The organism is Maritimibacter harenae, from assembly GCF_009882975.1.
Classification (GTDB): Bacteria; Pseudomonadota; Alphaproteobacteria; order Rhodobacterales; family Rhodobacteraceae; genus Maritimibacter; species Maritimibacter harenae.
Window position 1 is genome coordinate 212,425 of sequence record NZ_WTUX01000010.1, and the last position, 19,929, is coordinate 232,353.

A 19,929-nucleotide genomic window follows, 5' to 3' on the forward strand; every position below is an offset into this window, starting at 1 on the left:
ATGTGCGCCGCGGCCGAACGTCCAGAGCGCGCCGCGCGAATGTCACGTCTGCGTGCCGCAGACCGGGCAATCCGCCCGCCGCTTGAGCTTTATCAGCCGCGTGTCGCCGTAGAGCGCGTCGTAGATCAGCATCCGGCCGCGCAGCCCCTCGCCGGCCTGCGTGATCGCTTTCACCGCCTCGACGGCCATCATCGAGCCCACCACACCCGGCAGAGGCGACAGCACGCCCGCCTCGGCGCAGGAGGGGGCCAGCCCTTCGGCGGGGGCCTCCGGGAACACGCATGCGTAGCACGGCGTGCCGCGCGCCGGGTCCCAGACCGAGATCTGCCCTTCCCACTGCGTCAGTGCCGCGCCGATCACAGGTTTGCCCAACTTGGCCGCGACGCGGTTCACGAGGTAGCGGGTGTCGAAATTGTCCGATCCTTCGAGGATCAGGTCGTAGTCGGCGAACAGCTCCTCGGCGATCTCCTCGGTCAGGCGCCGGTTGTAGGGGCGCACGGTGACATACGGGTTCTGCGCCTTCATCGCGGCCTCGGCCGAGAACACCTTGGGCGTGCCAAGTGCCGCGTCGGGATGGATCACCTGGCGTTGCAGGTTGGAATTGTCCACCACGTCGTCGTCGATCACCCCCAGGGTGCCGACCCCGGCCCCGGCGAGGTAGAGCAGGGCGGGCGATCCCAGCCCCCCGGCACCGACGACCAGCACGCGTGCCTCCTTCAGCGCCTTCTGGCCGGTGCCGCCGATCTCGCGCAATACGATGTGGCGGGCGTAGCGGTCGAGCTCGGTGTCGTTGAAGGGCCCCGACGGGGTCGCCTCGGCCGGTCTGGCCCGGGCGCGCAGCGCCCGCAGGCCCCGGCCGTAGCCCGCGATGGCGATCAGCACGCCCACGAGCGTCGCCCATCCCGCGAAGGTGCCGCCGAACAGGCGCGGCAGCGGATGGGTGGGGGGCAGGACCGCGTGGGCCAGCAGAACGGCGGCCAGCAGGATACCGATCAGCACCCAGCGGCGCGAGGTCGGGACCTTGAACAGCACCCCGAGCCCCCAGATCGCCCCGACCGCGATCAGGACATAGATCATGTCGTCCCCGTCGAGCCGAAGCCGCCTGCGCCCCGGTCGCTGTCGCCCAGCGATCCGACGACGTCGAAGGCCGCCTGCACCACGGGCGCGATGATCGCCTGCGCGATCCGGTCGCCATGCGCGATGGTGTAGGGATCCGCCCCGAAATTGACCAGCAGCACGCCCAGCGGCCCGCGATAATCGCTGTCGATGGTCCCCGGCGTGTTGGGCAGCGACAGGCCGTGCTTCAACGCGAGGCCCGAGCGCGGCCGGATCTGCATCTCGTAGCCCGCCGGGATCTCGACGCGCAGGCCGGTGGGGATGATCCGCCGCTCCATCGGGGCCAGCGTGATCCCGGCCGCCCGGTCCTCGGGGGCGAGGTTCGCGCGGATGTCGGCCCCGGCCGCGCCGCCGGTTTCGTAGGAGGGCAGGGCGATCGCCGGGTCGGCCCAGTCTTCGCGCAGCACGCGCACCGTCACGCTCATGCCAGCGCCTCCGCGATCCGGGCGGCAAGCTTGCGTGCCACCTCGACCTTGCCCATGCGCGGCCAGTCCTCGGCCCCCTCGGACGAGATCAGGACGATGGCGTTCTCGGAGCCACCCATGATGCCGGTCTCCGGCGACACGTCGTTCGCCACGATCCAGTCGCAGCCCTTGCGCGTGCGCTTCGCGGTCGCGTTGTCGACCACGTCGTTCGTCTCGGCGGCGAAGCCCACGACGAGCGCGGGACGTCCCTCTTTCATCTGGCTCACGCGGGCCAGGATGTCCGGGTTCTCCGCGAAATCGAGCATGGGCATCACGCCCGACGCATCTTTCTTGATCTTCTTGTCCGCGGCCTGCGTGACGCGCCAATCGGCGACGGCGGCGGCGAAGATCGCCGCGTCGGCGGGCAGGGCGCCCTCGACGGCCTCGAGCATCTGGCGCGCGGTCTCGACCTCGATCACGTGGACGCCCCGGGGGCGCGCGGCATCCGCCGGGCCGGTCACGAAGGTCACCGCGGCCCCCAGCGCGGCCAGAGCCTCGGCGATCGCCGTGCCCTGCGCGCCGGACGACCGGTTGGCGATGTAGCGCACCGGGTCGATGGGCTCATGCGTCGGGCCGGAGGTGACCACCACGTGCTTGCCTTTGAGCGGTCCGTCCGCGAGCGCGCCGGCGATCGCATCGGCGATCTCGTCCGGCTCCACCAGCCGGCCGTAGCCGAATTCGCCGCAGGCCATCGCGCCTTCGACGGGACCGGCGAAAAGCACGCCGTCCCCGGCCAGTGTCTCCACGTTGCGCTGCACCGCCGGATGTTCCCACATCCGCACGTTCATCGCGGGGGCGACCAGCACGCGCTTGTCGGTGGCCAGGAGCAGCGTCGAGGCGAGGTCGTCGGCCAGCCCGTTGGCCATCTTGCCCAGCAGATCGGCGGTGGCCGGTGCGACGACGACAAGGTCGGCGTCCCGGCTGAGCTCGATGTGACCCATCTCCGCCTCGTCGGTAAGGTCGAAGAGATCGGTATAGACCTTTTCGGCGGCCAGCGCGGAGGCCGAGAGCGGCGTAACGAATTCCTGGCCCGCGCGAGTGACGACCGGCACGACGCTCGCCCCCCGTTCGCGCAGGGTGCGGATCAGCGTGAGTGACTTGAACGCCGCCACCCCGCCGCCGATGATCAGAAGAATACGTTTTCCAGCGAGCATCAGACCCTCCCCCGCGCCGCGACCGGGCGCCTCATTCTATCGGAACGCTGCACAGGGGTCCTCCCGCTCGGCCGGTGCGGCATCGAGCACGACGTCGAAGCCCCCGTCGGGCGTGTCGCCGCCTTCGCCCTGTCCGAGCGTGGCGACCGTGACCTCCGGGCGCACCCGGGCGATGTAGCTGGGCACGCCCCAGTCGGCGCGCGCGTGGCCGTTGCCGGTGATGACCGCGACCGGCCCCCCGGTCTCGTCCAGCGCGGTGAGCGCGGCTCGGGCGAGCGTCGCGTCGCGCAGGCGTTGCAGATCGACCATACCCGGCAGAAGCTCCACCGGCAGCGCGCCGCAATGCGCGTCCATCTGCAGGTTCAGCCGGTCGGCGAGCTCTTCCGTCGGCAGCTCGGCGGTCAGGCCATACGCCTCGGCCTGCTGTCCGAAGGCCCGGGCCACGCCGATCTTGATCGCGTTGCGGGTTTCGTCGCGCGGAACGGCGGCGCCGACGATCCGCGCCTCGTTCGCGGCGGTGAAGATCGGGTAGTACATGTCGAAGTCGGGCCACCCGGCCTCTTCCCACTCGAGAAGCGCGGCAAGCGCGTCGGCCGTGTCCGGGCGTCCCCCGTCCAGCCGGCCGGCCTGCGCGGGGGTGAGCATTTCGAAGACCACCGCCGTGGGGGCGATGTCCGCGATCGCCTCGGCCTGGGCCGCGTGGTGCGCCGCGTTGTCATGCACCTCGCCCAGCACGAACACGTCCGCATCGACCCCCGAGAAAGGGCTGGCCCATGCTGCCGAGGGCAGGAAAAGACAAAGGAGAATCCGCCACATGCGCCCAATGTGGCCCGTCGCTCTCCGGGCGGCAAGTGCTTCCCCTCGGGCGCAGGCTTTGCTACCGCTCCACCATGTCGATCGCGCTGCCACCACTCACGCTGATCGTCGGGGGCGCGGCCTCCGGCAAGTCGGCCTATGCCGAGCGGCTGATGACCGCCACGCGCCGCCCTCTGACCTACATCGCCACGGCCGAGGCCTATGACGACGAGATGCGCGACAAGATCGCGGCCCACAAGGCGCGGCGCGGCCCGGACTGGACCACGGTGGAGGCGCCGCGCGACCTTGTCGCGCCGCTGCGCCAGGCCGATCCCACGGACGCGATCCTCATCGATTGCGCCAGCCTGTGGTTGACCAATCACCTGCTGGGCGAGTCCGACCTGGTGGCCGAGGGCGACATGCTGATCGCAGCGCTGGAGGCATGCGCCGCCCCGGTCGTGGTCGTCACGAACGAGGTCGGCGCCGGGATCGTCCCCGAAAACGCGCTCGCCCGCCGGTTCCGTGCGGCGCAGGGGGTGCTTAACCAACGGCTCGCCGCACATGCCGACCAGGTTTTCACCGTGATCGCCGGGTTGCCGCTTGCCCTGAAGGGCACTCTGCCGGAGCTCGCCCCATGACCCGGTTCTGGTGGGTGCGCCACGGTCCGACGCATCAGAAAGGCATGGTGGGGTGGAGCGACGTGCCCGCGTTCCTCGACGACACCGACGCGCTCGCCCGCCTCGACGCGCACCTGCCGCGCGCGCCGGTGGTGTCCTCGGACCTCGTGCGCTGTGTCACCACCGCCGACGCGATCCAGAACGGGCGCCCGCGCCTGCCGCACGACGCGGGGCTGCGCGAGCTCAACTTCGGAGACTGGGAGCTGCGCACCGCCGCCGAGATCGAAGCGGCCGAGGGCGACACGATCCGCACCTTCTGGGAGCGCCCGGACCTCAACCGTCCGCCGAACGGCGAAAGCTGGACCGACATGACCGGCCGCGTGGGCGCGGCGGTCGACCGCCTGGCCGCAGACGCTGACGGTGATCTCATCGTCGTGGCCCATTTCGGAGCCATCCTCGGGCAGGTCCAACGTGCGCTGGGTTGCCCGGTGGGCGAGGTGCTGGGCCACCGGATCGAGAACCTGTCGGTCACGCGCCTGGCCTTCGACGGCGCGCGCTGGCACGCCGAGGCGATCAACCACCTGCCGTGACGCGCCCCGCGGGGGGTTAACCATTCGCTAACCACCGCTGGCTTAACTTTCGTTAACCACCAGCGAGGGGAGCAGCATGGTCGCACGCGCCTACACCGTGGCGTTCGAGGGGGTCGAGGCGCGGCCGGTCGAGGTGCAATGCGCCCTGTCGCCGGGGGTGCCCGCGTTCTCGATCGTCGGGCTGCCCGACAAGGCGGTCAGCGAGGCGCGCGACCGGGTGCGCGCGGCGCTGTCGGCGATGGCGATCGCGCTGCCCGCGCGCAAGATCACGATCAACCTGTCGCCAGCCGACCTGCCCAAGGAAGGCTCGCATTTCGATCTGCCCATCGCGATGGCGCTCCTGGCCGCGATCGGGGTGATCCCGGAAGACGACGTGGCGCAGGCCGTGGCGCTGGGCGAACTGTCGCTCGATGGCTCACTGGTGCCGGTGATCGGAGCCCTGCCGGCGGCGATGGCCGCCGCCGAAGACGACCGCGCGCTGGTCTGCCCGCAGGCCTGCGGGGCCGAGGCGGCTTGGGTCGGCGCGGCGCAGGTGCTGGCCGCCGGGACGCTCGCCGCCGTCGTCCAGCACTTCACCGGACAATCCCCGCTGGCCCCTGCCGACCCGGGCGAGGTGCGTGACGAAGCGGGGGGGCGCGACCTTGCCGACGTGAAGGGCCAGGAGCGGGCCAAGCGCGCGCTCGAGATCGCCGCGGCCGGGCGTCACCACCTTCTGATGACCGGCGCGCCGGGGTCGGGCAAGTCCATGCTCGCCGCGCGCCTGCCGTCGATCCTGCCACCGCTCACCCCTGCCGAGGCTTTGGAGACCTCGATGATCCATTCACTGGCCGGGCTGATCGACGAGGGCGGGATTTCCCGCAGCCGGCCCTTCCGCGATCCGCACCACACCGCCTCGATGGCCTCCATCGTGGGCGGCGGGCGCGGCGCGAAACCGGGCGAGATATCGCTCGCCCACAACGGCGTGCTGTTTCTCGACGAGTTGCCGGAATTCGCCCGCCCGGTGCTGGAGACCCTGCGCCAGCCGGTCGAAACCGGCGAGGTGGTGGTGGCGCGGGCCAATGCGCACGTGCGCTATCCCTGCCGTTTCATGCTGATTGCGGCCGCCAATCCCTGCCGCTGCGGGCACCTGGCCGATGCGAGCCGCGCCTGCGCCCGCGCGCCGGCCTGCGGCGAGGATTACCTGGGCCGCATCTCGGGCCCGCTCATCGACCGGTTCGACCTGCGACTGGACGTGCCGCCGGTCGCCATCTCCGACCTCGACCTCGCGCCGTCGGGCGAAACCTCGGCCACCGTCGCGGCACGGGTCGCGGCTGCCCGCGCGGTGCAGGAGACGCGGTTCGACGCCACGCCCGCCCGCACAAACGCCGACGCGGAGGGCAACCTTTTGGGCGACATCGCCCAGCCTGCGGCCGAGGCGCAGGAAATGCTGATGAAGGCCGCGGACCGGTTCAACCTGTCCGCGCGCGGCTATCACCGGGTGCTTCGGGTCGCGCGCACCATCGCGGACCTCGACGGGGCGGACACGATCGCCGCGCCCCACGTGGCCGAGGCGCTGTCCTACCGGCTGCCCGCCGGCGTCATGGCCTGAGCGTCACACGAGGCGGGCTTTCACGAAATCCGCCACGCCGCGCAGCGCGTCGCGGGATTCCGGCACCCATCCATCGAAGATCTGGAACACGTGTGGCGCGCGCGGCCAGACCTGCTCGGTCACCTGGGCGCCGGCGGCGCGCAGATGCGCGGCCATGCGCATGGAATCGTCGCGCAGGATCTCGTCCTCGGCATATTGGAACAGAACCGGCGGCGCGCCGGGGAAGTCGGCGAAGAGCGGCGAGGCGCGCGGATCGCGCGGGTCGGCCTCGCCCAGGTACCAGCGCACGACATCCTGTGCGCGGCTCGCGGGCAACATGGGATCGGCGCGCGCGTTGTCGCGGATCGAGGCGCCGGAGAAGGTGAAATCGGTGAGCGGCGACAGGGTGAAGAGCCCTGCGGGCGGCGTGCCCTCCGCGCAGAGCGCTGCCAGCAGCCCGAGGGCGAGGTTTCCGCCCGCGCTGTCGCCGCCCAGCACGATGTCGCCGGGGTGGTAGCCGCGGGCGCGGAGGTCGTCCCAGGCCGCGCGCACGTCCTCCACCGCGTCCGGAAACCTGTGCGCCGGGGACAGGCGGTACCGGGCCGCGTAGATCTCGACCCCGGTGAGCCAGGCGATGCGCGCCAGCATCGCGGCGTGGGTTTCGGGCGATCCGGCGATGAACCCGCCGCCGTGGATGTAGAGCACCAGCTTGCCACGCCGGACCGGGTGCGACCCTGGGCGCGCCGAGATCCACAGACCGCCCGCGCCGATCCGGCCGGGGCAGTAGAGCGCATACGGGGGCGCGCGGAAGAGCCGCCGGGCGCCCAGCTCGAGCATCCGCCGGTTCGCCTCCGGGTCCGCCGCACGCGCGAGCAGCGGCTTGACGGTGGCCCGCGAGAGGGCCGAGAGGAGGGAGAGGCGCAGGCTCACGCCCGCCGCGCCTCGATCGCCTCCCAGATCTTCGCGGTGATGTTCACGCCGTCGAAGCGTTCGAGCTCCTGGAGCCCGGTGGGGGAGGTCACGTTGATCTCGGTGAGCCAGTCGCCGATCACGTCGATGCCCACGAAGATCTGTCCCTTCTCGCGCAGGAGCGGGCCGATCCGCGCGCAGATCTCGCGGTCGCGCTCGGTGAGTTCCACCTTCTCCGGCCGGCCGCCCACGTGCATGTTCGACCGCGTCTCGCCCTCGGCCGGGACCCGGTTGATCGCGCCGACCGGTTCGCCGTCGACCAGGATCACGCGCTTGTCGCCCTTGGACACCGCGGGCAGGAACTTCTGCGCGATGAGGGGCTCGCGGCTGATCCCCGCGAACAGCTCGTGCAGCGACGACAGATTGCGGTCGTTGGGGTCGAGCCGGAACACGCCCGCGCCGCCGTTGCCGTAGAGCGGCTTCAGGATGATGTCGCCATGCTCGTGCTTGAAGGCCTTCAGCGCCGACAGGGACCGCGCGATCATTGTTGGCGGGGTCAGGTCGGGGAATTGCAGGACCAGCAGTTTCTCGGGGTAGTTGCGCACCCAGAACGGATCGTTGACCACCAGCGTCTTCGGATGGATCAGGTCGAGAAGATGCGTGGTGGTGATGTAGCTCATGTCGAAGGGCGGATCCTGCCGCAGCCAGACCACGTCGAAGTCCGAGAGATCCACCTCGGTCATATCGCCCTGCGTCACGTGATTGCCCACCTCGCGGCGCAGCTCGATCGGGCAGCCGCGCGCCAGCACGCGCCCGTCGCGGAACGACAGCTCGTCGGGCGTGTAGTAGAACAGTTCATGTCCCCGCGCCTGGGCTTCCTCGGCGATGCGGAACGTGGAATCGGCGTTGATGTCGATCGCGTCGATCGGGTCCATCTGGATGGCGACTTTGAGGCTCATGCATCACTCCCGGCGTTTTGCCTTTACATGGCGCAGCCGGGGCCCAAGCACAATGGGCTCACAGGGTGATGTTTTCGAACCGCGCCGTGCGCCCCGTGGCGTCGACCATCGCAAGGTCGACGCGCATGCCCATGCGCATCCCGTCCGGGACCTGGCCCAGGAACTCGGTGGCCGTCTGGCAGATCCGGCCCAGCTGCGCCTGCGTCAGCCGGGCGGCGGCGCGGGCCAGGTCGCGGGCCTTTTTCACTTCGACGAAGACGAAGTCGTCGCCGTGGCGCAGGACAAGGTCCACCTCGCCGCCGGAGCCGCGCCACCGGCGCGCCACGATGCCGTAGCCGCCGCGTTCGTATTCCCGTGCGACCGACTCCTCGGCGGCCAGCCCGGCGAGATAGGATGTGCGTCCCGACATGGTCAGTCCTTTTCCAATGCCAGCGCCGCCTGGTAGACCTTGCGCCGCGGCAACCCATACGCCTCGGCGACCGTCGCCGCGGCATCCTTGAGGCTCATGTCCTCCATCGCGCGGCGCAGGGCCGCTTCCATCGTCTCCTCCGCGACCTCTTCAGTCCCGCGATCGACCACGATCACGATCTCGCCCTTCAACGTCCGCTCCGCGACCGTGTCGCGCAATTCGCCCAGGCTGCCGCGCAGCACCTCTTCGAACTTCTTGGTCAGCTCGCGGCACACCGCCGCCTGCCGATCCTCACCGGCACACTCGCACAGATCACCTAACGTTTCCCTAACGCGCTTCGGGCTTTCGAACAGGACCAGTGTCGCCGGCAGTCGCACCAGTTCGGCCAGCCATTTCGCGCGCGCCCCAGCCGAGGACGGCGCGAAGCCCGCGAAAAGGTAACGGTCGGTGGGCAGGCCCGACAGGCTCAGGGCCGCCGGCACCGCCGAAGCGCCGGGCGCGGTGGTCACGAGATGCCCGGCCGCCGCCGCATCGCGCGCCAGCGCATAGCCCGGGTCCGCGATCAGGGGCGTGCCCGCTTCGCTCACGTAGGCCACGGACCGCCCTTCGCCCAAGAGCTTCACGAGGCCCGCGCGCCCCTGCGCGCCCGAATGGTCGTGGTAGGGGATGAGCGGACGCCCGCCCACCGCGATGCCGTGAATCTCCATCAATTTTCGCGCCGTGCGCGTGTCCTCGGCGGCTATGACATCGGCCGAGGCGAGTATGTCGAGCGCACGCAACGTGATGTCGCGTGCATTCCCGATCGGGGTCGCCACGAGGTAGAGTCCCGGCTCCAGCGATACTTGCGCGGGTTTCAAGGGTGGACCTGCCTTTCTTGACGTTTATTATGGCTGCCGTCTGCCGAGGCGTGCCGAAGCCCGCGGACCCGAACGGAATTGCGGGAAAAGGATGCCCTTCATGTTTGCTCTTTTGGACCGCGCCCGCAAGCTGCCGGCGCTTGCCCTTGCACTTATTTCGCTGGCGGTGCTGACCGCCTGTGGCGGGGGTATCACCAACACCGGCGGACCGCGAATCAACACGTCGGAACCGGTCCCCGTGGCGCTTCTGGTGCCGGGCGGTTCCAGCTCTGCCACCGACAACACCCTCGCCGCGTCGCTGGAAAATGCCGCGCGGCTCGCGATGGGAGAGCTCGACGGGGTGAGCATCGACCTGCGGGTCTACAACACCGCCGGCAGCGCCGAGACCGCTTCGAGCCAGGCGCAGGCGGCCGTCGCCGACGGGGCCAAGATCATCCTTGGCCCGGTCTATGCCGAGAACGCGGCCGCCGCGGGTGTCGCCGCGCGCTCGCGCGGGGTGAACGTGCTGGCCTTCTCGAACAACCCGGGCGTTGCGGGCGGTAACGTCTTCATCCTGGGCAACACGTTCCAGAACACGGCCAACCGCCTGGTGCGCTACGCGGCCTCGCAGGATCGCGGCAACATCATGGTCGTCTACGGCCAGAGCCCGGCCGAGGAGCTGGCGCGCAACGCGATTCAGCAGGCCATCGCCTCCACCCCGGGCGCGGTTCAGGCCGGGTCGGCTGGCTTCGAGCTGAGCCAGAACGGCGTCGTGCAGGCGATCCCGGAAATCTCGGACACGGTGAAGGCATCGGGTGCGAGCTCGGTCTTCCTGACCTCGGGCACCGACGGCGCGCTGCCGTTCGTGACTTCGCTCCTGCCGGAAAACGGCGTGAAGCCGGGCGACGTGCAGTTCGTCGGCATCCAGCGCTGGGACATCCCGTCCAGCGCCACCACGCTGCCCGGCGTGCAGGGCGGCTGGTTCGCGCTGCCCGACCCGACGCTCACCCAGCGGTTCAACCAGCGCTACGAAGCCGCCTACGGACAGCCGCCGCACCCGATTGCGGGCCTTGCCTATGACGGGATCGCGGCCATCGGTGCACTCGTGAAGGCGGGCAATGCCAACGCGCTCTCGGGGTCCGCGCTGACCCAGTCGCAGGGCTTCGTGGGCGTCAACGGCGTGTTCCGCCTGCGGGGCGACGGCACGAACGAGCGCGGCCTGGCCGTGGCGCAGATCCAGAACCAACAGGTGGTCGTGATCGACCCCGCGCCAAGAAGCTTTGCCGGTGCCGGATTCTGATCTTCTCGAGACGAGACCGCAGCTTACCGATGGCCTGATCGCCCCGGCCGACCAGATCTTCGACCGCGCCGCGGTCGAGGACGAGATCGCCGCGTCCGCCCCCGACGACGCCGATGCGGCGGCCGTGCGCAAGGCGACGGTCGCGGCACTGTCCAAGGCGCAGGCGGCCGGGCGCAAGGTGATCGAAGAGCGGTTCCTGGCGGACCCCCACGCCTCGCGCGAAGCGGTGCAGAGCTATGCCTGGCTGACCGACGGGCTGGTCCAGACGGTCTTCCGGGTCGCCACGCAGCGGCTTCACAAGGTCAGCAACCCGACCTCGTCCGAGCGCATGTCCGTGCTGGCGGTGGGCGGCTACGGGCGCTTCGAGATGGCGCCCTATTCCGACGTCGACCTGCTGTTTCTCACGCCCTACAAGATCACCGCCTGGGCCGAGAGCGTCATCGAGTCGATGCTCTACATGCTGTGGGACCTGCACCTGAAGGTCGGCCACGCCTCGCGTACGATCAAGGACTGCCTGCGGTTGGGCAAAGACGATTTCACGATCCGCACCGCGCTTCTCGAGATCCGCTACATCGACGGCGACGAACCGCTGGCGCAGGAGCTGGCCTCGCACCTGTTCGAGGACCTCTTCGAGGGCACCGCGCCCGAGTTCATCGAGGCCAAGCTCGAGGAGCGCAGCGAACGCCACATCAAGCAGGGCGGCCAGCGTTACATGGTCGAGCCCAACGTGAAGGAGGGCAAGGGCGGCCTGCGCGATCTGCAGACGCTGATCTGGGTGGCCAAGTACCTCCACCGCGTCGTGCGGGCGCGCGAGCTGATGGATGTCGGCATGTTCACGGAAGAGGAGATGAAGACCTTCCGGGAGGCCAACAATTTCCTCTGGGGCGTGCGCTGCCACATGCACCTGCTGACCGGCCGTGCCGCCGACCAGCTGACCTTCGATTTGCAGGTCGAGGTCGCCGAGCGGATGGGGTATTCCGACCGCGGCGGGCGCCGGGCGGTCGAGCATTTCATGCAGGACTACTTCCGCCATGCTACCCAGGTGGGCGAGCTCACGCGCATCTTCCTCACGGGGCTCGAGAACGAACACCTCAAGAAGGAGCCGATGCTCGTCGGGCTGTTCAAACGGCGCAAGAAGGTGAAACCGGGCTTCAAGGTCGAGAACGGGCGCCTGACCTTCGAGGACGAAGAGGCGTTCCTGTCCGACAAGCTCAACCTTCTGCGCATCTTCGAGGAGGGGCTACGCACCGGCGTGCTGATCCACCCGGAGGCGATGCTGGTCATTGCCGCCAACCTCGACCTGATCGACGACGACATGCGCGAGAACCGCGAGGCGTCGCGCATCTTCCTCGACCTGCTCCTGAAACACGGCAACCCGGAACGCGCGCTCCGGCGCATGAACGAGCTCGGGGTGCTGGCCGCCTTCGTGCCGGAGTTCGAGCCCATCGTCGCGATGATGCAGTTCAACATGTATCACAGCTTCACGGTGGACGAGCACACCATCCAGTGCATCTCGGCGCTGGCCGAGATCGAGCGGGGCGAACGGACCGAGGATCTGCCGATCTCGTCGCAGGTGCTCAAGGCGGGCGTGAACCGCAAGGTGCTCTACGTCGCGCTCTTCTGCCACGACATCGGCAAGGGCCGCGAGGAGGACCATTCGATCCTGGGCGCGCGCATCGCACGTCGGATCGCCACGCGGCTGGGGCTCACGAAATCAGAGGTCGAGACGGTCGAGTGGCTGGTGCGCTACCACCTGCTGATGTCGGACGTGGCCCAGAAACGCGACCTCTCGGACCCGCGCACGATCAAGGGCTTCGCCAAGGCGGTGTCGAACAAGAAGCGGCTCGACCTGCTGCTGGTGCTCACCGTCTGCGATATCCGGGGCGTGGGCCCCGGCACCTGGAACAACTGGAAGGCCGCGCTCCTGCGCGATCTCTACCGCCAGACGGCCAAGGCGCTCGAGGAAGGGATCGAGGCGCTGTCGCCCGCCGTGCGTTCGGACCATGCCAAGAAGGCGCTGCGCGCGCAGCTGACCGACTGGGACCGCAAGGACGTGCGCGTCGAGACGGGGCGCCATTACGACACCTACTGGCAGGGCCTGGGCACACCCGAGCACGTGGTCTTCGCGGGGCTGCTCAAGGGGCTCGACGCCGATGAGATCCGCATCGGGCTGACCCAGGACAACGACCGCGACGCGACGCGCGCGGCCTTCGTGCTGGCCGACCACCCCGGCATCTTCTCGCGCCTCGCCGGCGCGCTGGCGCTGGTGGGCGCCAACGTGGTCGACGCGCGCACCTACACGACGAAGGACGGTTACGCGACGGCGGTATTCTGGATCCAGGACCACGACGGCCACCCGTTCGAGGACATCAAGCTCAAGCGGCTCGAGGACATGATCCACAAGACGCTGTCGGGCGAGGTCATCGCGCGCGACGCGATGAAGTCGCGCGACAAGCTGAAGAAGCGCGAACGCGCCTTCAAGGTGCCGACCAGCATCACCTTCGACAACGACGCCTCCGACATCTACACGCTGATCGAGGTCGACACCCGTGACCGTCCCGGCCTGCTCTACGACCTGACCCGGACGCTGGCGGACAACCACATCTACATCGCCAGCGCGGTGATCGCGACCTACGGGGAGCAGGTGGTCGACACGTTCTACGTGAAGGACATGTTCGGGCTGAAATTCTTCTCGGACGGGAAGATGAAATCGCTCGAGAAGAAGCTGCGCGAGGCGATCGTGCAGGGCGCGGAAAGGGCTGATCGCTGATGGCCGGCATCCGGCTCGTGCGCGGGTTCCTGACGGTGGGCGGATGGACGGCGATGAGCCGCGTCCTTGGCTTCGTACGCGACATCGCCATCGCCGGCGCGATGGGGGCGGGGCCGGTGGCCGAAGCCTTCTTCATCGCCTTCAGCCTGCCCAACATGTTCCGCCGCTTCTTCGCGGAAGGCGCGTTCAACACCGCCTTCGTCCCGATGTTCTCGAAGAAGGTCGAGGGCGACGACGGGGCGATGGAATTCGCGCGCGACGCGCTGACCGGCCTGGCCTCGATCCTGCTGGTGCTCACGATCATCGCGCAGATCTTCATGCCCGCGCTGGTGCTCGCGATGGCGTCGGGCTTCGCGGCCGACGAGCGGCTCGACATCGCCACGCTCTACGGCCGGATCGCGTTTCCCTACATCTTCTTCATCTCGCTCTCCGCGCTCCTGTCGGGGCTGCTGAACGCGGTGGGGCGCTTCGCGGCCGCGGCGGCCGCGCCGGTGCTTCTGAACGTGATCTTCCTCGTGGCGATCGCGATCGCCGCCTTCGCCGGGTTCGAGATCGGCCTGACGCTCGCCTGGGCGATCCCGATCGCGGGCGTGGCGCAGCTGGCGCTGGTCTGGACCGCGGCGGCGCGCGCGGGCTACCGCATCTGGCCGCGCAGGCCGCGCATGACGCCGGAGCTCAAGCGGCTGGCGATCATCGCCGGACCTGCCGCGCTGGCGCAGGGCGTCGTGCAGGTGAACCTGCTGGTGGGCCGGCAGGTGTCGTCCTTCTTCGACGGTGCCATCGCGTGGCTGAGTTACGCCGACCGGCTCTACCAGCTGCCGCTGGGCATTGTGGGGATCGGGATCGGCATCGTGTTGCTGCCCGACCTGTCGCGCCGCCTGCGCGCCGAGGACGAGGGCGGGGCGCGCTGGTCGTTCTCCCGCGCGGGCGAGATCGCTCTGCTCCTGACCATCCCGTCCGCCGTGGCGCTCATGGTCATCCCCATCCCGCTCGTCCAGGTCCTGTTCGAACGCGGCGCGTTCACCACCGACGACACCGCCAAGACGGCGCTCGCCGTGGCGGTTTATGGCCTGGGCCTGCCCGCCTTCGTGCTCCAGAAGGTGCTTCAGCCGGTCTACTTCGCGCGCGGCAACACCAAGACGCCGTTCTACTTCGCGCTCGTCTCGCTCGTGGTGAACGCGGGCGTGGCCATCGGGCTCGCCCCCGTCGTGGGCTACATCGCGGCGGCCTTCGGCACCACCTTCGCAGGCTGGGCGATGACGCTGGCGCTCTGGATCGGCACCGCGCGCATGGGCGAATCCACGCGCTTCGACGCCCGGTTCTGGCGCAAGCTCTGGGGCATCCTCGCGGCCTCGGCCATCATGGGGGCCGAACTCTGGGGCGGGTTGGTGCTGCTCGGGCCGATGCTGGGCACGCCGGGGGTCGAGATCCTGGCGCTCGCGATCCTGATCCTGTCGGGAACCGTGACCTATTTCGTGGCCGGGCGGATCTTCGGCGCGGTGCGGCTGTCGGACATCAAGGCGATGACCCGGCGGGGGTAGATGCCGTCAGCGTCGCTGCCGGATACGTGAGACGATCCGGCTCCACGACCCCGGGTAGAGCAGCGCGGCGATGAAGAAGCCGGAAATGAAGCCCGAGATATCGGCCACCCAGCCGGTGCCGGCGCCGAAGAAAACCCCGAAGATGAACTGGATCGCGATCAGCGCGCCGATCAGCGCGAAGGCCTGGATCTGGCGCCCGCCGGTCTCGCCGAGCCGGAGGTAGAGCACCAGCGTGAAGGCTCCCACCAGCGAATAGGCCCCGGGATAGCCGCCGAAGAGCGGCACGCGGGTGTCCCAGACGATGCCGTAGACCACGGCCGCCACGATGGACGAGCCGAGGAAGATGATGGGCACGCTCCATTGCCCCATGCGCTCGGACACCATCTTGCCCAGCGCGAGCAGGAACACGATCACGAAGGCCGCCTGCGTGAAGGCGCCCTGCAGGAACGGGTAGGTGATGAAACGCAGGAGGTATTCCGGGCGCACCGTCCGGTTCTCGACCATCCAGGCGAAGAGCGGCTCGTAGAAGCCGTAATCCTCGATCAGCTGGAGCCTCAGGCCGGAGATCTCGGGGCCGCCGAAAAGCCCTGCGCCGGTGGCGAGAAACACGAGTTCGATCCCGCCGATGATCACGGCGAGGGCGACCACCACCGGGGGCAGGGGGTTCACGGGGCGCGCGGTATCGGGGTTCTGCGTCATGGGGCCTTCCTTGACGGGGGTTTCCGGCATGGGTAAGCGAGCCGGGCAGAGAAATCCAGACGGAGTTCGTGATGTCGGACCAGACCTTCCCCAGCCGCGTGTTTTCCGGGATCAAGCCTTCGGGCGGCCTGACCCTGGGCAATTACCTGGGCGCGATCCAGCGCTGGGTCGACATGCAGGAGGATCCGACGTTCGAAACGATCTTCTGCGTCGTGGACATGCACGCGATCACGGTCTGGCAGGATCCCGCCGACCTGACGCGCGCGACCCGTGAAGTGGCCGCCGCGATGATCGCCTCCGGCATCGATCCGGAGCGCTCGATCCTGTTCAACCAGTGCCGGGTGCCCGCGCATGCCGAACTCGGCTGGCTTCTGAGCTGCGTGGCGCGCGTGGGCTGGATGAACCGGATGACCCAGTTCAAGGACAAGGCCGGCAAGAACACCGAGAAGGTGTCGCTTGGTCTTTACGCCTATCCCGCGCTGATGGCCGCCGACATCCTGGCCTACCACGCCACCCATGTGCCGGTGGGCGAGGATCAGAAACAGCACGTCGAGCTCACGCGCGACATCGCCGCCAAGTTCAACCACGACTACGGCGTGGATTTCTTCCCGATGACCGAACCGGTGATCGAGGGTCCCGCGATGCGGGTGATGAACCTGCGCGACGGGTCGAAGAAGATGTCGAAGTCGGGCGAGAGCGACATGGAGCGCATCAACATGCTCGATGATGCCGACACGATCTCCAAGAAGTTCAAGAAGGCGCGCACCGACCCGGAAGCGCTGCCGTCGGAGATGGACGGCCTGGCCGAACGCCCCGAGGCGCGCAACCTGGTCAACATCTACGCGGGCCTTGCCGGAATGAGCTCGCAGGCCGTGCTGGGCGAATACGGCGGGGCCGGCTGGGGCACGTTCAAGCCCGCGCTGGCCGAGCTGGCGGTCGAGAAGCTCGCCCCAGTGTCGGACGAGATGCGCCGGCTTCTGAACGCGCCCGACGAGATCGACGCGCTGATGGCGCGCGGTGCCGAGCGCGCCGCCGCCGTGGCCGAGCCGATCCTGGCCGAGACGTTCCGCATCATGGGTTTCGTGCGCTGAGCCCCTGCGCCGCGGGCCCCGGCCCGCGCCGCCGCGCCGGGGGATGTCATCCCCCGGACCCCCTGAGCGTATTTTCGGAAAGATGAAAGGGGGCGCCGTTTTCGAGCGCCCCCTCGTCATGTCCCGCATGCGTAGAAGCCGCGGTAGCCCGCTTCGAGGCCTGCCTCCAGCGTGAGGGTCATGTCGGCGGCGACGCGGCCCTCGGTGATGTCGAGCGGCTCTTCACCCCCGGGCGCGGTCAGGCGGACCTCGGCCCCGTCGGAGGCGAAGACGCCAAGGGCGGTGCGCGGCAGGCGCACGAGGTCGCCGCTGATGCGCAAAAGGCCCGCCGGTTCCCCGGCCACGTCGCCGAGCGCGAAGGCGGGCGGGCTGTCGGTGGTGAAGCTGAAGTGGCAGGTGGTGCCGTCGGGCAGGCCGGCGGCGAGGTCCCGGGGCTCCATCGGCTGTGCGTCGAGGGTGGCGATCTCCGGTGTCGCGAGCGCGCTTTCGAGGTCCGTCACGGCGGGCGCGGGGCCGGGGTCGCTCGGGGTGGCATCGCCGTTGGCCGAGATGTCGTCGACCAGGTAGCGCATTTCGGCGATTTCCTTGTTCTGGGCGTAGACGATGCCATCCGCGAGGTCGTTGACGCGCGGGTCGGACAGGGTCGCGCGGTTCGAGGTCATGATCGCGATCGAGTGGTGCGGGATCATCGCGCGCATGTAGGACAGGTCGCCGACCGTCGCCTGGCTGCGCACGAGCCAGAGCATGGCAGCGAAGACCACCACCGCGCCCGCGAAGATCGAGAGGTTGAGCGCACGGTTCCGGTACATGCCGAGCATCCAGGCCAGCATGACGATCGCCATGCTGGCGCCCATCAGCACGGCCATGTAGGCGCGGGTTTCCGACCAGAACACGTGGCCGATCAGGTACGTGTTGAGATACATCAGCACGAACATCACGACCGTCGAGGTCGCGATCATCGCGGCGAATTTCCAATAGGACATGGCGTCTCCCTCCCCGGGCGCGGATGGGCCCGGCTGCGAGAGGTCAACGCCCTTCCAGCGCTGGAAGGTTCCGCCGTGGATCAGTCCTTGGCGCGCACTTTCTGCAGGAGCGGCATCAGGTTGGCCATGTCGGGCCCCCGTTCCATGCCCGTCACGGCCTTGCGCAGCGGCATGAAGAGCCCCTTGCCCTTGCGGCCGGTCGCCTCTTTCACGGCGTCGGTCCAGGTCTTCCAGGTCGTGTCGTCGTAGGGCGGATCGGGCAGGAGCGGCATGGCGGTCGCGATCATCTCGCGGTCCTCGTCGGCGATCAGCGGCTCGGCCCCGTCGCGGCAGAGATCCCACCAGCCCGAAAGATCGGCGGTGGTCATGATGTTTTCGCGCGCCACCTCCCAGAAGCGGGGGGCGAGAGCGTCGGGCACGCCCAGGGCGCGGATCTCGTCCGCGACCGCGTCATAAGGCTTGGCGGCCACGATATGCGCCGTGAGCGGGAACAGGTCGCGTTCGTCGAACTTCGTGGGTGCCGAGCCGAAGGCCGAGAGATCGAACCCCTCGATGATTTCGTCGATCGAGCTGCGCAGTTCGACCGGCTGGGACGAGCCCAGGCGGGCCATCAGCGACAGTAGCGCCATCGGTTCGACCCCCCGTGCACGCAGGTCGCGCAGCGACAGCGTGCCCAGGCGTTTCGACAGCGCTTCGCCCTGCGGGCCTGTCAGCAGCGAATGGTGGGCAAAGCTTGGGACATCGCCACCCAGCGCCTGGATGATCTGGATCTGGGTCGCGGTGTTGGTGACGTGGTCCGAGCCGCGCACCACGTGGGTGATGCCGAAGTCGATGTCGTCGCAGACGCTTGCCAGCGTGTAGAGAAACTGCCCGTCGGCGCGGATCAGCACCGGGTCCGAGACGGAGGCCGCGTCGATCGAGATGTCGCCGAGGATGCCGTCGTGCCACTCGATCCGTTCATGCTCAAGCTTGAAGCGCCAGACGCCGTCGCCGCGTTCGGCGCGCAGCGCCTCTTTCTCGTCCTCGGTGAGGTCGAGCGCGGAGCGGTCGTAGACCGGCGGGCGCCCCATGTTGAGCTGCTTCTTGCGCTTGAGGTCGAGCTCGGTGGGCGTTTCGAACGCCTCGTAGAAACGGCCCTTGGCGCGCAGCTCGTCGGCGGCCGCGTTGTAGCGATCGAGCCGGTCCGACTGCTTCTCCACCCGGTCCCAGGTCAGGCCCAGCCATTCGAGATCTTCCATGATCGCGTCGGCGTATTCCTGCTTCGACCGCTCGGGATCCGTGTCGTCGAGGCGCAGGATGAACGTGCCGCCCGCCTTGCGCGCGATCAGGAAATTGAACAGCGCCGTGCGCAGGTTGCCGACATGGATGTGGCCCGTGGGGGAGGGCGCGAAACGGGTGGTTGTCATGGTCGTCTCCTTGAAGAAGCCGTTTTTCACACCGGCCGGGATTTGTCCATGCAGCTTGATGCTGGACTGTCGTGCCGGGCGCGTCCATCTAGGGGGCATGAGCGATGCCTTGCCCCCCAGTCTCGACGTGATCGAAGCCCTGGCCCGCGACACGGTCGAAGCCCTGCCGGACGCCTTCCGGACGCCCGCGCGCGGCGTGGCGATCCGGGTCGAGGATTTCCCGGCCGACGACATGCTGCGCGACCTGGAGATCGAGAGTCCCTTCGAGCTCACCGGGCTCTACGAGGGTATCCCGCTGACCCAGAAGAGCGTGTTCGACCAGCCGGCGGGGCCGGACGTGATCTGGCTTTTCCGCCGCCCGATCCTGGACGAATGGGCCGACCGCGGGGATGTCGAGATCGGGGCGCTGGTGGCGCATGTGCTGATCCACGAGCTGGCCCACCATTTCGGCTGGTCGGACGCGGACATCGCCACCATCGACCGGTGGTGGGAGTAGGAGGGACGCGGGCCGGGCGGAGGTCGGGGTAAGCTGCTTGGCGGAGCGTTACCAGTTGGCGGGCTGGTCGCGGGCTGAAACTTTATCTATTTCAGTGACTTGACGGTTGACAGGGCCACCGGCCGCGAGTTCCGGCTTCACCGGAAAACCGGAAAACCGGAAAACCGGAAAACCGGAAAACCGGAAAACCGGAAAACCGGAAAACCGGAAAACCGGAAANGAAAACC

General features: G+C 68.9%; 19 protein-coding genes. 8 read left to right on the plus strand and 11 right to left on the minus strand.

Annotated features, from left to right (window positions below):
* Nucleotides 1-42 precede the first annotated feature (42 nt).
* The 4 genes from GQE99_RS05355 to GQE99_RS05370 are packed head-to-tail and all read right to left on the minus strand — an operon-like array spanning nucleotide 43 to nucleotide 3,550.
* Nucleotides 43-1,077 (minus strand): HesA/MoeB/ThiF family protein, encoded by a 1,035-nt coding sequence (locus GQE99_RS05355; protein ID WP_161350559.1) that lies wholly within the window; start codon nucleotides 1,075-1,077, stop codon nucleotides 43-45.
* Nucleotides 1,074-1,541, minus strand: a complete 468-nt coding sequence (gene dut / locus GQE99_RS05360; protein ID WP_161350560.1) for a dUTP diphosphatase — start codon at nucleotides 1,539-1,541, stop codon at nucleotides 1,074-1,076. Before dut ends, GQE99_RS05355 begins: the two co-directional genes overlap by 4 nt.
* The gene (gene coaBC, locus GQE99_RS05365) at nucleotides 1,538-2,734 is read right to left on the minus strand and encodes a bifunctional phosphopantothenoylcysteine decarboxylase/phosphopantothenate--cysteine ligase CoaBC (protein ID WP_161350561.1); all 1,197 of its coding nucleotides are present in this window, start codon (nucleotides 2,732-2,734) and stop codon (nucleotides 1,538-1,540) included. Before coaBC ends, dut begins: the two co-directional genes overlap by 4 nt.
* A 36-nt stretch (nucleotides 2,735-2,770) precedes the next feature.
* A complete protein-coding gene (locus tag GQE99_RS05370) occupies nucleotides 2,771-3,550 on the minus strand; it encodes a ChaN family lipoprotein (protein ID WP_161350562.1) in 780 nt (259 codons plus the stop codon).
* A 74-nt stretch (nucleotides 3,551-3,624) separates the two neighbouring features.
* Between GQE99_RS05370 and cobU the strand changes: the two genes are divergently transcribed.
* The 3 genes from cobU (at nucleotide 3,625) to GQE99_RS05385 (ending at nucleotide 6,324) form a co-directional block, all read left to right on the plus strand.
* The gene (cobU, locus tag GQE99_RS05375) at nucleotides 3,625-4,167 is read left to right on the plus strand and encodes a bifunctional adenosylcobinamide kinase/adenosylcobinamide-phosphate guanylyltransferase (RefSeq protein WP_161350563.1); all 543 of its coding nucleotides are present in this window, start codon (nucleotides 3,625-3,627) and stop codon (nucleotides 4,165-4,167) included.
* Nucleotides 4,164-4,736: a histidine phosphatase family protein gene (locus tag GQE99_RS05380; protein WP_161350564.1), complete on the plus strand. Its 573-nt coding sequence runs from the start codon at nucleotides 4,164-4,166 to the stop codon at nucleotides 4,734-4,736. The genes cobU and GQE99_RS05380 overlap by 4 nt, the downstream gene beginning before the upstream one ends.
* 76 nt (nucleotides 4,737-4,812) lie before the next feature.
* The gene (locus GQE99_RS05385; protein WP_161350565.1) at nucleotides 4,813-6,324 is read left to right on the plus strand and encodes a YifB family Mg chelatase-like AAA ATPase; all 1,512 of its coding nucleotides are present in this window, start codon (nucleotides 4,813-4,815) and stop codon (nucleotides 6,322-6,324) included.
* 3 nt (nucleotides 6,325-6,327) lie between these two features.
* Here GQE99_RS05385 and GQE99_RS05390 read toward each other — a convergent pair whose 3' ends face one another.
* From GQE99_RS05390 to rsmI, 4 genes are read right to left on the minus strand one after another with little or no spacing between them, the layout of a single operon-like run.
* Complete coding sequence (locus GQE99_RS05390) at nucleotides 6,328-7,233, minus strand: alpha/beta hydrolase (RefSeq protein ID WP_161350566.1); 906 nt, start codon at nucleotides 7,231-7,233, stop codon at nucleotides 6,328-6,330.
* Nucleotides 7,230-8,171 (minus strand): glutathione synthase, encoded by a 942-nt coding sequence (gshB, locus tag GQE99_RS05395; protein ID WP_161350567.1) that lies wholly within the window; start codon nucleotides 8,169-8,171, stop codon nucleotides 7,230-7,232. The genes GQE99_RS05390 and gshB overlap by 4 nt, the downstream gene beginning before the upstream one ends.
* 58 nt (nucleotides 8,172-8,229) lie before the next feature.
* A complete protein-coding gene (locus GQE99_RS05400; protein WP_161350568.1) occupies nucleotides 8,230-8,580 on the minus strand; it encodes a YraN family protein in 351 nt (116 codons plus the stop codon).
* A gap of 2 nt (nucleotides 8,581-8,582) precedes the next feature.
* Nucleotides 8,583-9,437, minus strand: coding sequence for a 16S rRNA (cytidine(1402)-2'-O)-methyltransferase (gene rsmI / locus GQE99_RS05405; protein ID WP_161350569.1), 855 nt, complete (start codon nucleotides 9,435-9,437; stop codon nucleotides 8,583-8,585).
* A 100-nt stretch (nucleotides 9,438-9,537) separates the two neighbouring features.
* Here rsmI and GQE99_RS05410 point away from each other — a divergent pair, with 100 nt between their 5' ends.
* Genes GQE99_RS05410 through murJ form a run of 3 tightly spaced genes read left to right on the plus strand, consistent with a single transcriptional unit; the run spans nucleotide 9,538 to nucleotide 15,027 of the window.
* Nucleotides 9,538-10,716 carry a penicillin-binding protein activator gene (locus GQE99_RS05410; RefSeq protein WP_161350570.1) on the plus strand — a complete coding sequence of 393 codons (1,179 nt, stop codon included), beginning with the start codon at nucleotides 9,538-9,540 and terminating at the stop codon, nucleotides 10,714-10,716.
* Nucleotides 10,703-13,486 carry a [protein-PII] uridylyltransferase gene (locus GQE99_RS05415; RefSeq protein WP_407943783.1) on the plus strand — a complete coding sequence of 928 codons (2,784 nt, stop codon included), beginning with the start codon at nucleotides 10,703-10,705 and terminating at the stop codon, nucleotides 13,484-13,486. The genes GQE99_RS05410 and GQE99_RS05415 overlap by 14 nt, the downstream gene beginning before the upstream one ends.
* Nucleotides 13,486-15,027: a murein biosynthesis integral membrane protein MurJ gene (murJ, locus tag GQE99_RS05420; protein WP_161350572.1), complete on the plus strand. Its 1,542-nt coding sequence runs from the start codon at nucleotides 13,486-13,488 to the stop codon at nucleotides 15,025-15,027. The genes GQE99_RS05415 and murJ overlap by 1 nt, the downstream gene beginning before the upstream one ends.
* 6 nt (nucleotides 15,028-15,033) lie before the next feature.
* On the opposite strand, the gene GQE99_RS05425 is transcribed toward murJ, so the two are convergent.
* A complete protein-coding gene (locus tag GQE99_RS05425; RefSeq protein ID WP_161350573.1) occupies nucleotides 15,034-15,726 on the minus strand; it encodes a rhomboid family intramembrane serine protease in 693 nt (230 codons plus the stop codon).
* A 71-nt stretch (nucleotides 15,727-15,797) separates the two neighbouring features.
* Here GQE99_RS05425 and trpS point away from each other — a divergent pair, with 71 nt between their 5' ends.
* Nucleotides 15,798-16,817: a tryptophan--tRNA ligase gene (trpS, locus tag GQE99_RS05430; RefSeq protein WP_161350574.1), complete on the plus strand. Its 1,020-nt coding sequence runs from the start codon at nucleotides 15,798-15,800 to the stop codon at nucleotides 16,815-16,817.
* A 116-nt stretch (nucleotides 16,818-16,933) separates the two neighbouring features.
* On the opposite strand, the gene GQE99_RS05435 is transcribed toward trpS, so the two are convergent.
* Together GQE99_RS05435 and gltX are read right to left on the minus strand one after the other, a co-directional pair.
* The gene (locus GQE99_RS05435; protein ID WP_161350575.1) at nucleotides 16,934-17,800 is read right to left on the minus strand and encodes a DUF305 domain-containing protein; all 867 of its coding nucleotides are present in this window, start codon (nucleotides 17,798-17,800) and stop codon (nucleotides 16,934-16,936) included.
* A gap of 80 nt (nucleotides 17,801-17,880) precedes the next feature.
* Nucleotides 17,881-19,206 carry a glutamate--tRNA ligase gene (gene gltX, locus GQE99_RS05440; RefSeq protein WP_161350576.1) on the minus strand — a complete coding sequence of 442 codons (1,326 nt, stop codon included), beginning with the start codon at nucleotides 19,204-19,206 and terminating at the stop codon, nucleotides 17,881-17,883.
* Between the two features lie 97 nt (nucleotides 19,207-19,303).
* Between gltX and GQE99_RS05445 the strand changes: the two genes are divergently transcribed.
* On the plus strand, nucleotides 19,304-19,702 hold the full coding sequence (locus tag GQE99_RS05445; RefSeq protein ID WP_161350577.1) for a metallopeptidase family protein: 399 nt from the start codon (nucleotides 19,304-19,306) through the stop codon (nucleotides 19,700-19,702).
* The last annotated feature ends 227 nt before the right edge of the window (nucleotides 19,703-19,929 follow it).

Excerpts from the sequence above, each read along its gene's own strand:
- GQE99_RS05355 (WP_161350559.1), bottom strand. The coding sequence starts at position 1,077 with ATGATCTATGTCCTGATCGCGGTCGGGGCGATCTGGGGGCTCGGGGTG.
- dut (WP_161350560.1), bottom strand. The coding sequence starts at position 1,541 with ATGAGCGTGACGGTGCGCGTGCTGCGCGAAGACTGGGCCGACCCGGCG.
- coaBC (WP_161350561.1), bottom strand. The coding sequence starts at position 2,734 with ATGCTCGCTGGAAAACGTATTCTTCTGATCATCGGCGGCGGGGTGGCG.
- GQE99_RS05370 (WP_161350562.1), bottom strand. The coding sequence starts at position 3,550 with ATGTGGCGGATTCTCCTTTGTCTTTTCCTGCCCTCGGCAGCATGGGCC.
- cobU (WP_161350563.1), top strand. The coding sequence starts at position 3,625 with ATGTCGATCGCGCTGCCACCACTCACGCTGATCGTCGGGGGCGCGGCC.
- GQE99_RS05380 (WP_161350564.1), top strand. The coding sequence starts at position 4,164 with ATGACCCGGTTCTGGTGGGTGCGCCACGGTCCGACGCATCAGAAAGGC.
- GQE99_RS05385 (WP_161350565.1), top strand. The coding sequence starts at position 4,813 with ATGGTCGCACGCGCCTACACCGTGGCGTTCGAGGGGGTCGAGGCGCGG.
- gshB (WP_161350567.1), bottom strand. The coding sequence starts at position 8,171 with ATGAGCCTCAAAGTCGCCATCCAGATGGACCCGATCGACGCGATCGAC.
- GQE99_RS05400 (WP_161350568.1), bottom strand. The coding sequence starts at position 8,580 with ATGTCGGGACGCACATCCTATCTCGCCGGGCTGGCCGCCGAGGAGTCG.
- GQE99_RS05410 (WP_161350570.1), top strand. The coding sequence starts at position 9,538 with ATGTTTGCTCTTTTGGACCGCGCCCGCAAGCTGCCGGCGCTTGCCCTT.
- murJ (WP_161350572.1), top strand. The coding sequence starts at position 13,486 with ATGGCCGGCATCCGGCTCGTGCGCGGGTTCCTGACGGTGGGCGGATGG.
- GQE99_RS05425 (WP_161350573.1), bottom strand. The coding sequence starts at position 15,726 with ATGACGCAGAACCCCGATACCGCGCGCCCCGTGAACCCCCTGCCCCCG.
- trpS (WP_161350574.1), top strand. The coding sequence starts at position 15,798 with ATGTCGGACCAGACCTTCCCCAGCCGCGTGTTTTCCGGGATCAAGCCT.
- GQE99_RS05435 (WP_161350575.1), bottom strand. The coding sequence starts at position 17,800 with ATGTCCTATTGGAAATTCGCCGCGATGATCGCGACCTCGACGGTCGTG.
- gltX (WP_161350576.1), bottom strand. The coding sequence starts at position 19,206 with ATGACAACCACCCGTTTCGCGCCCTCCCCCACGGGCCACATCCATGTC.
- GQE99_RS05445 (WP_161350577.1), top strand. The coding sequence starts at position 19,304 with ATGAGCGATGCCTTGCCCCCCAGTCTCGACGTGATCGAAGCCCTGGCC.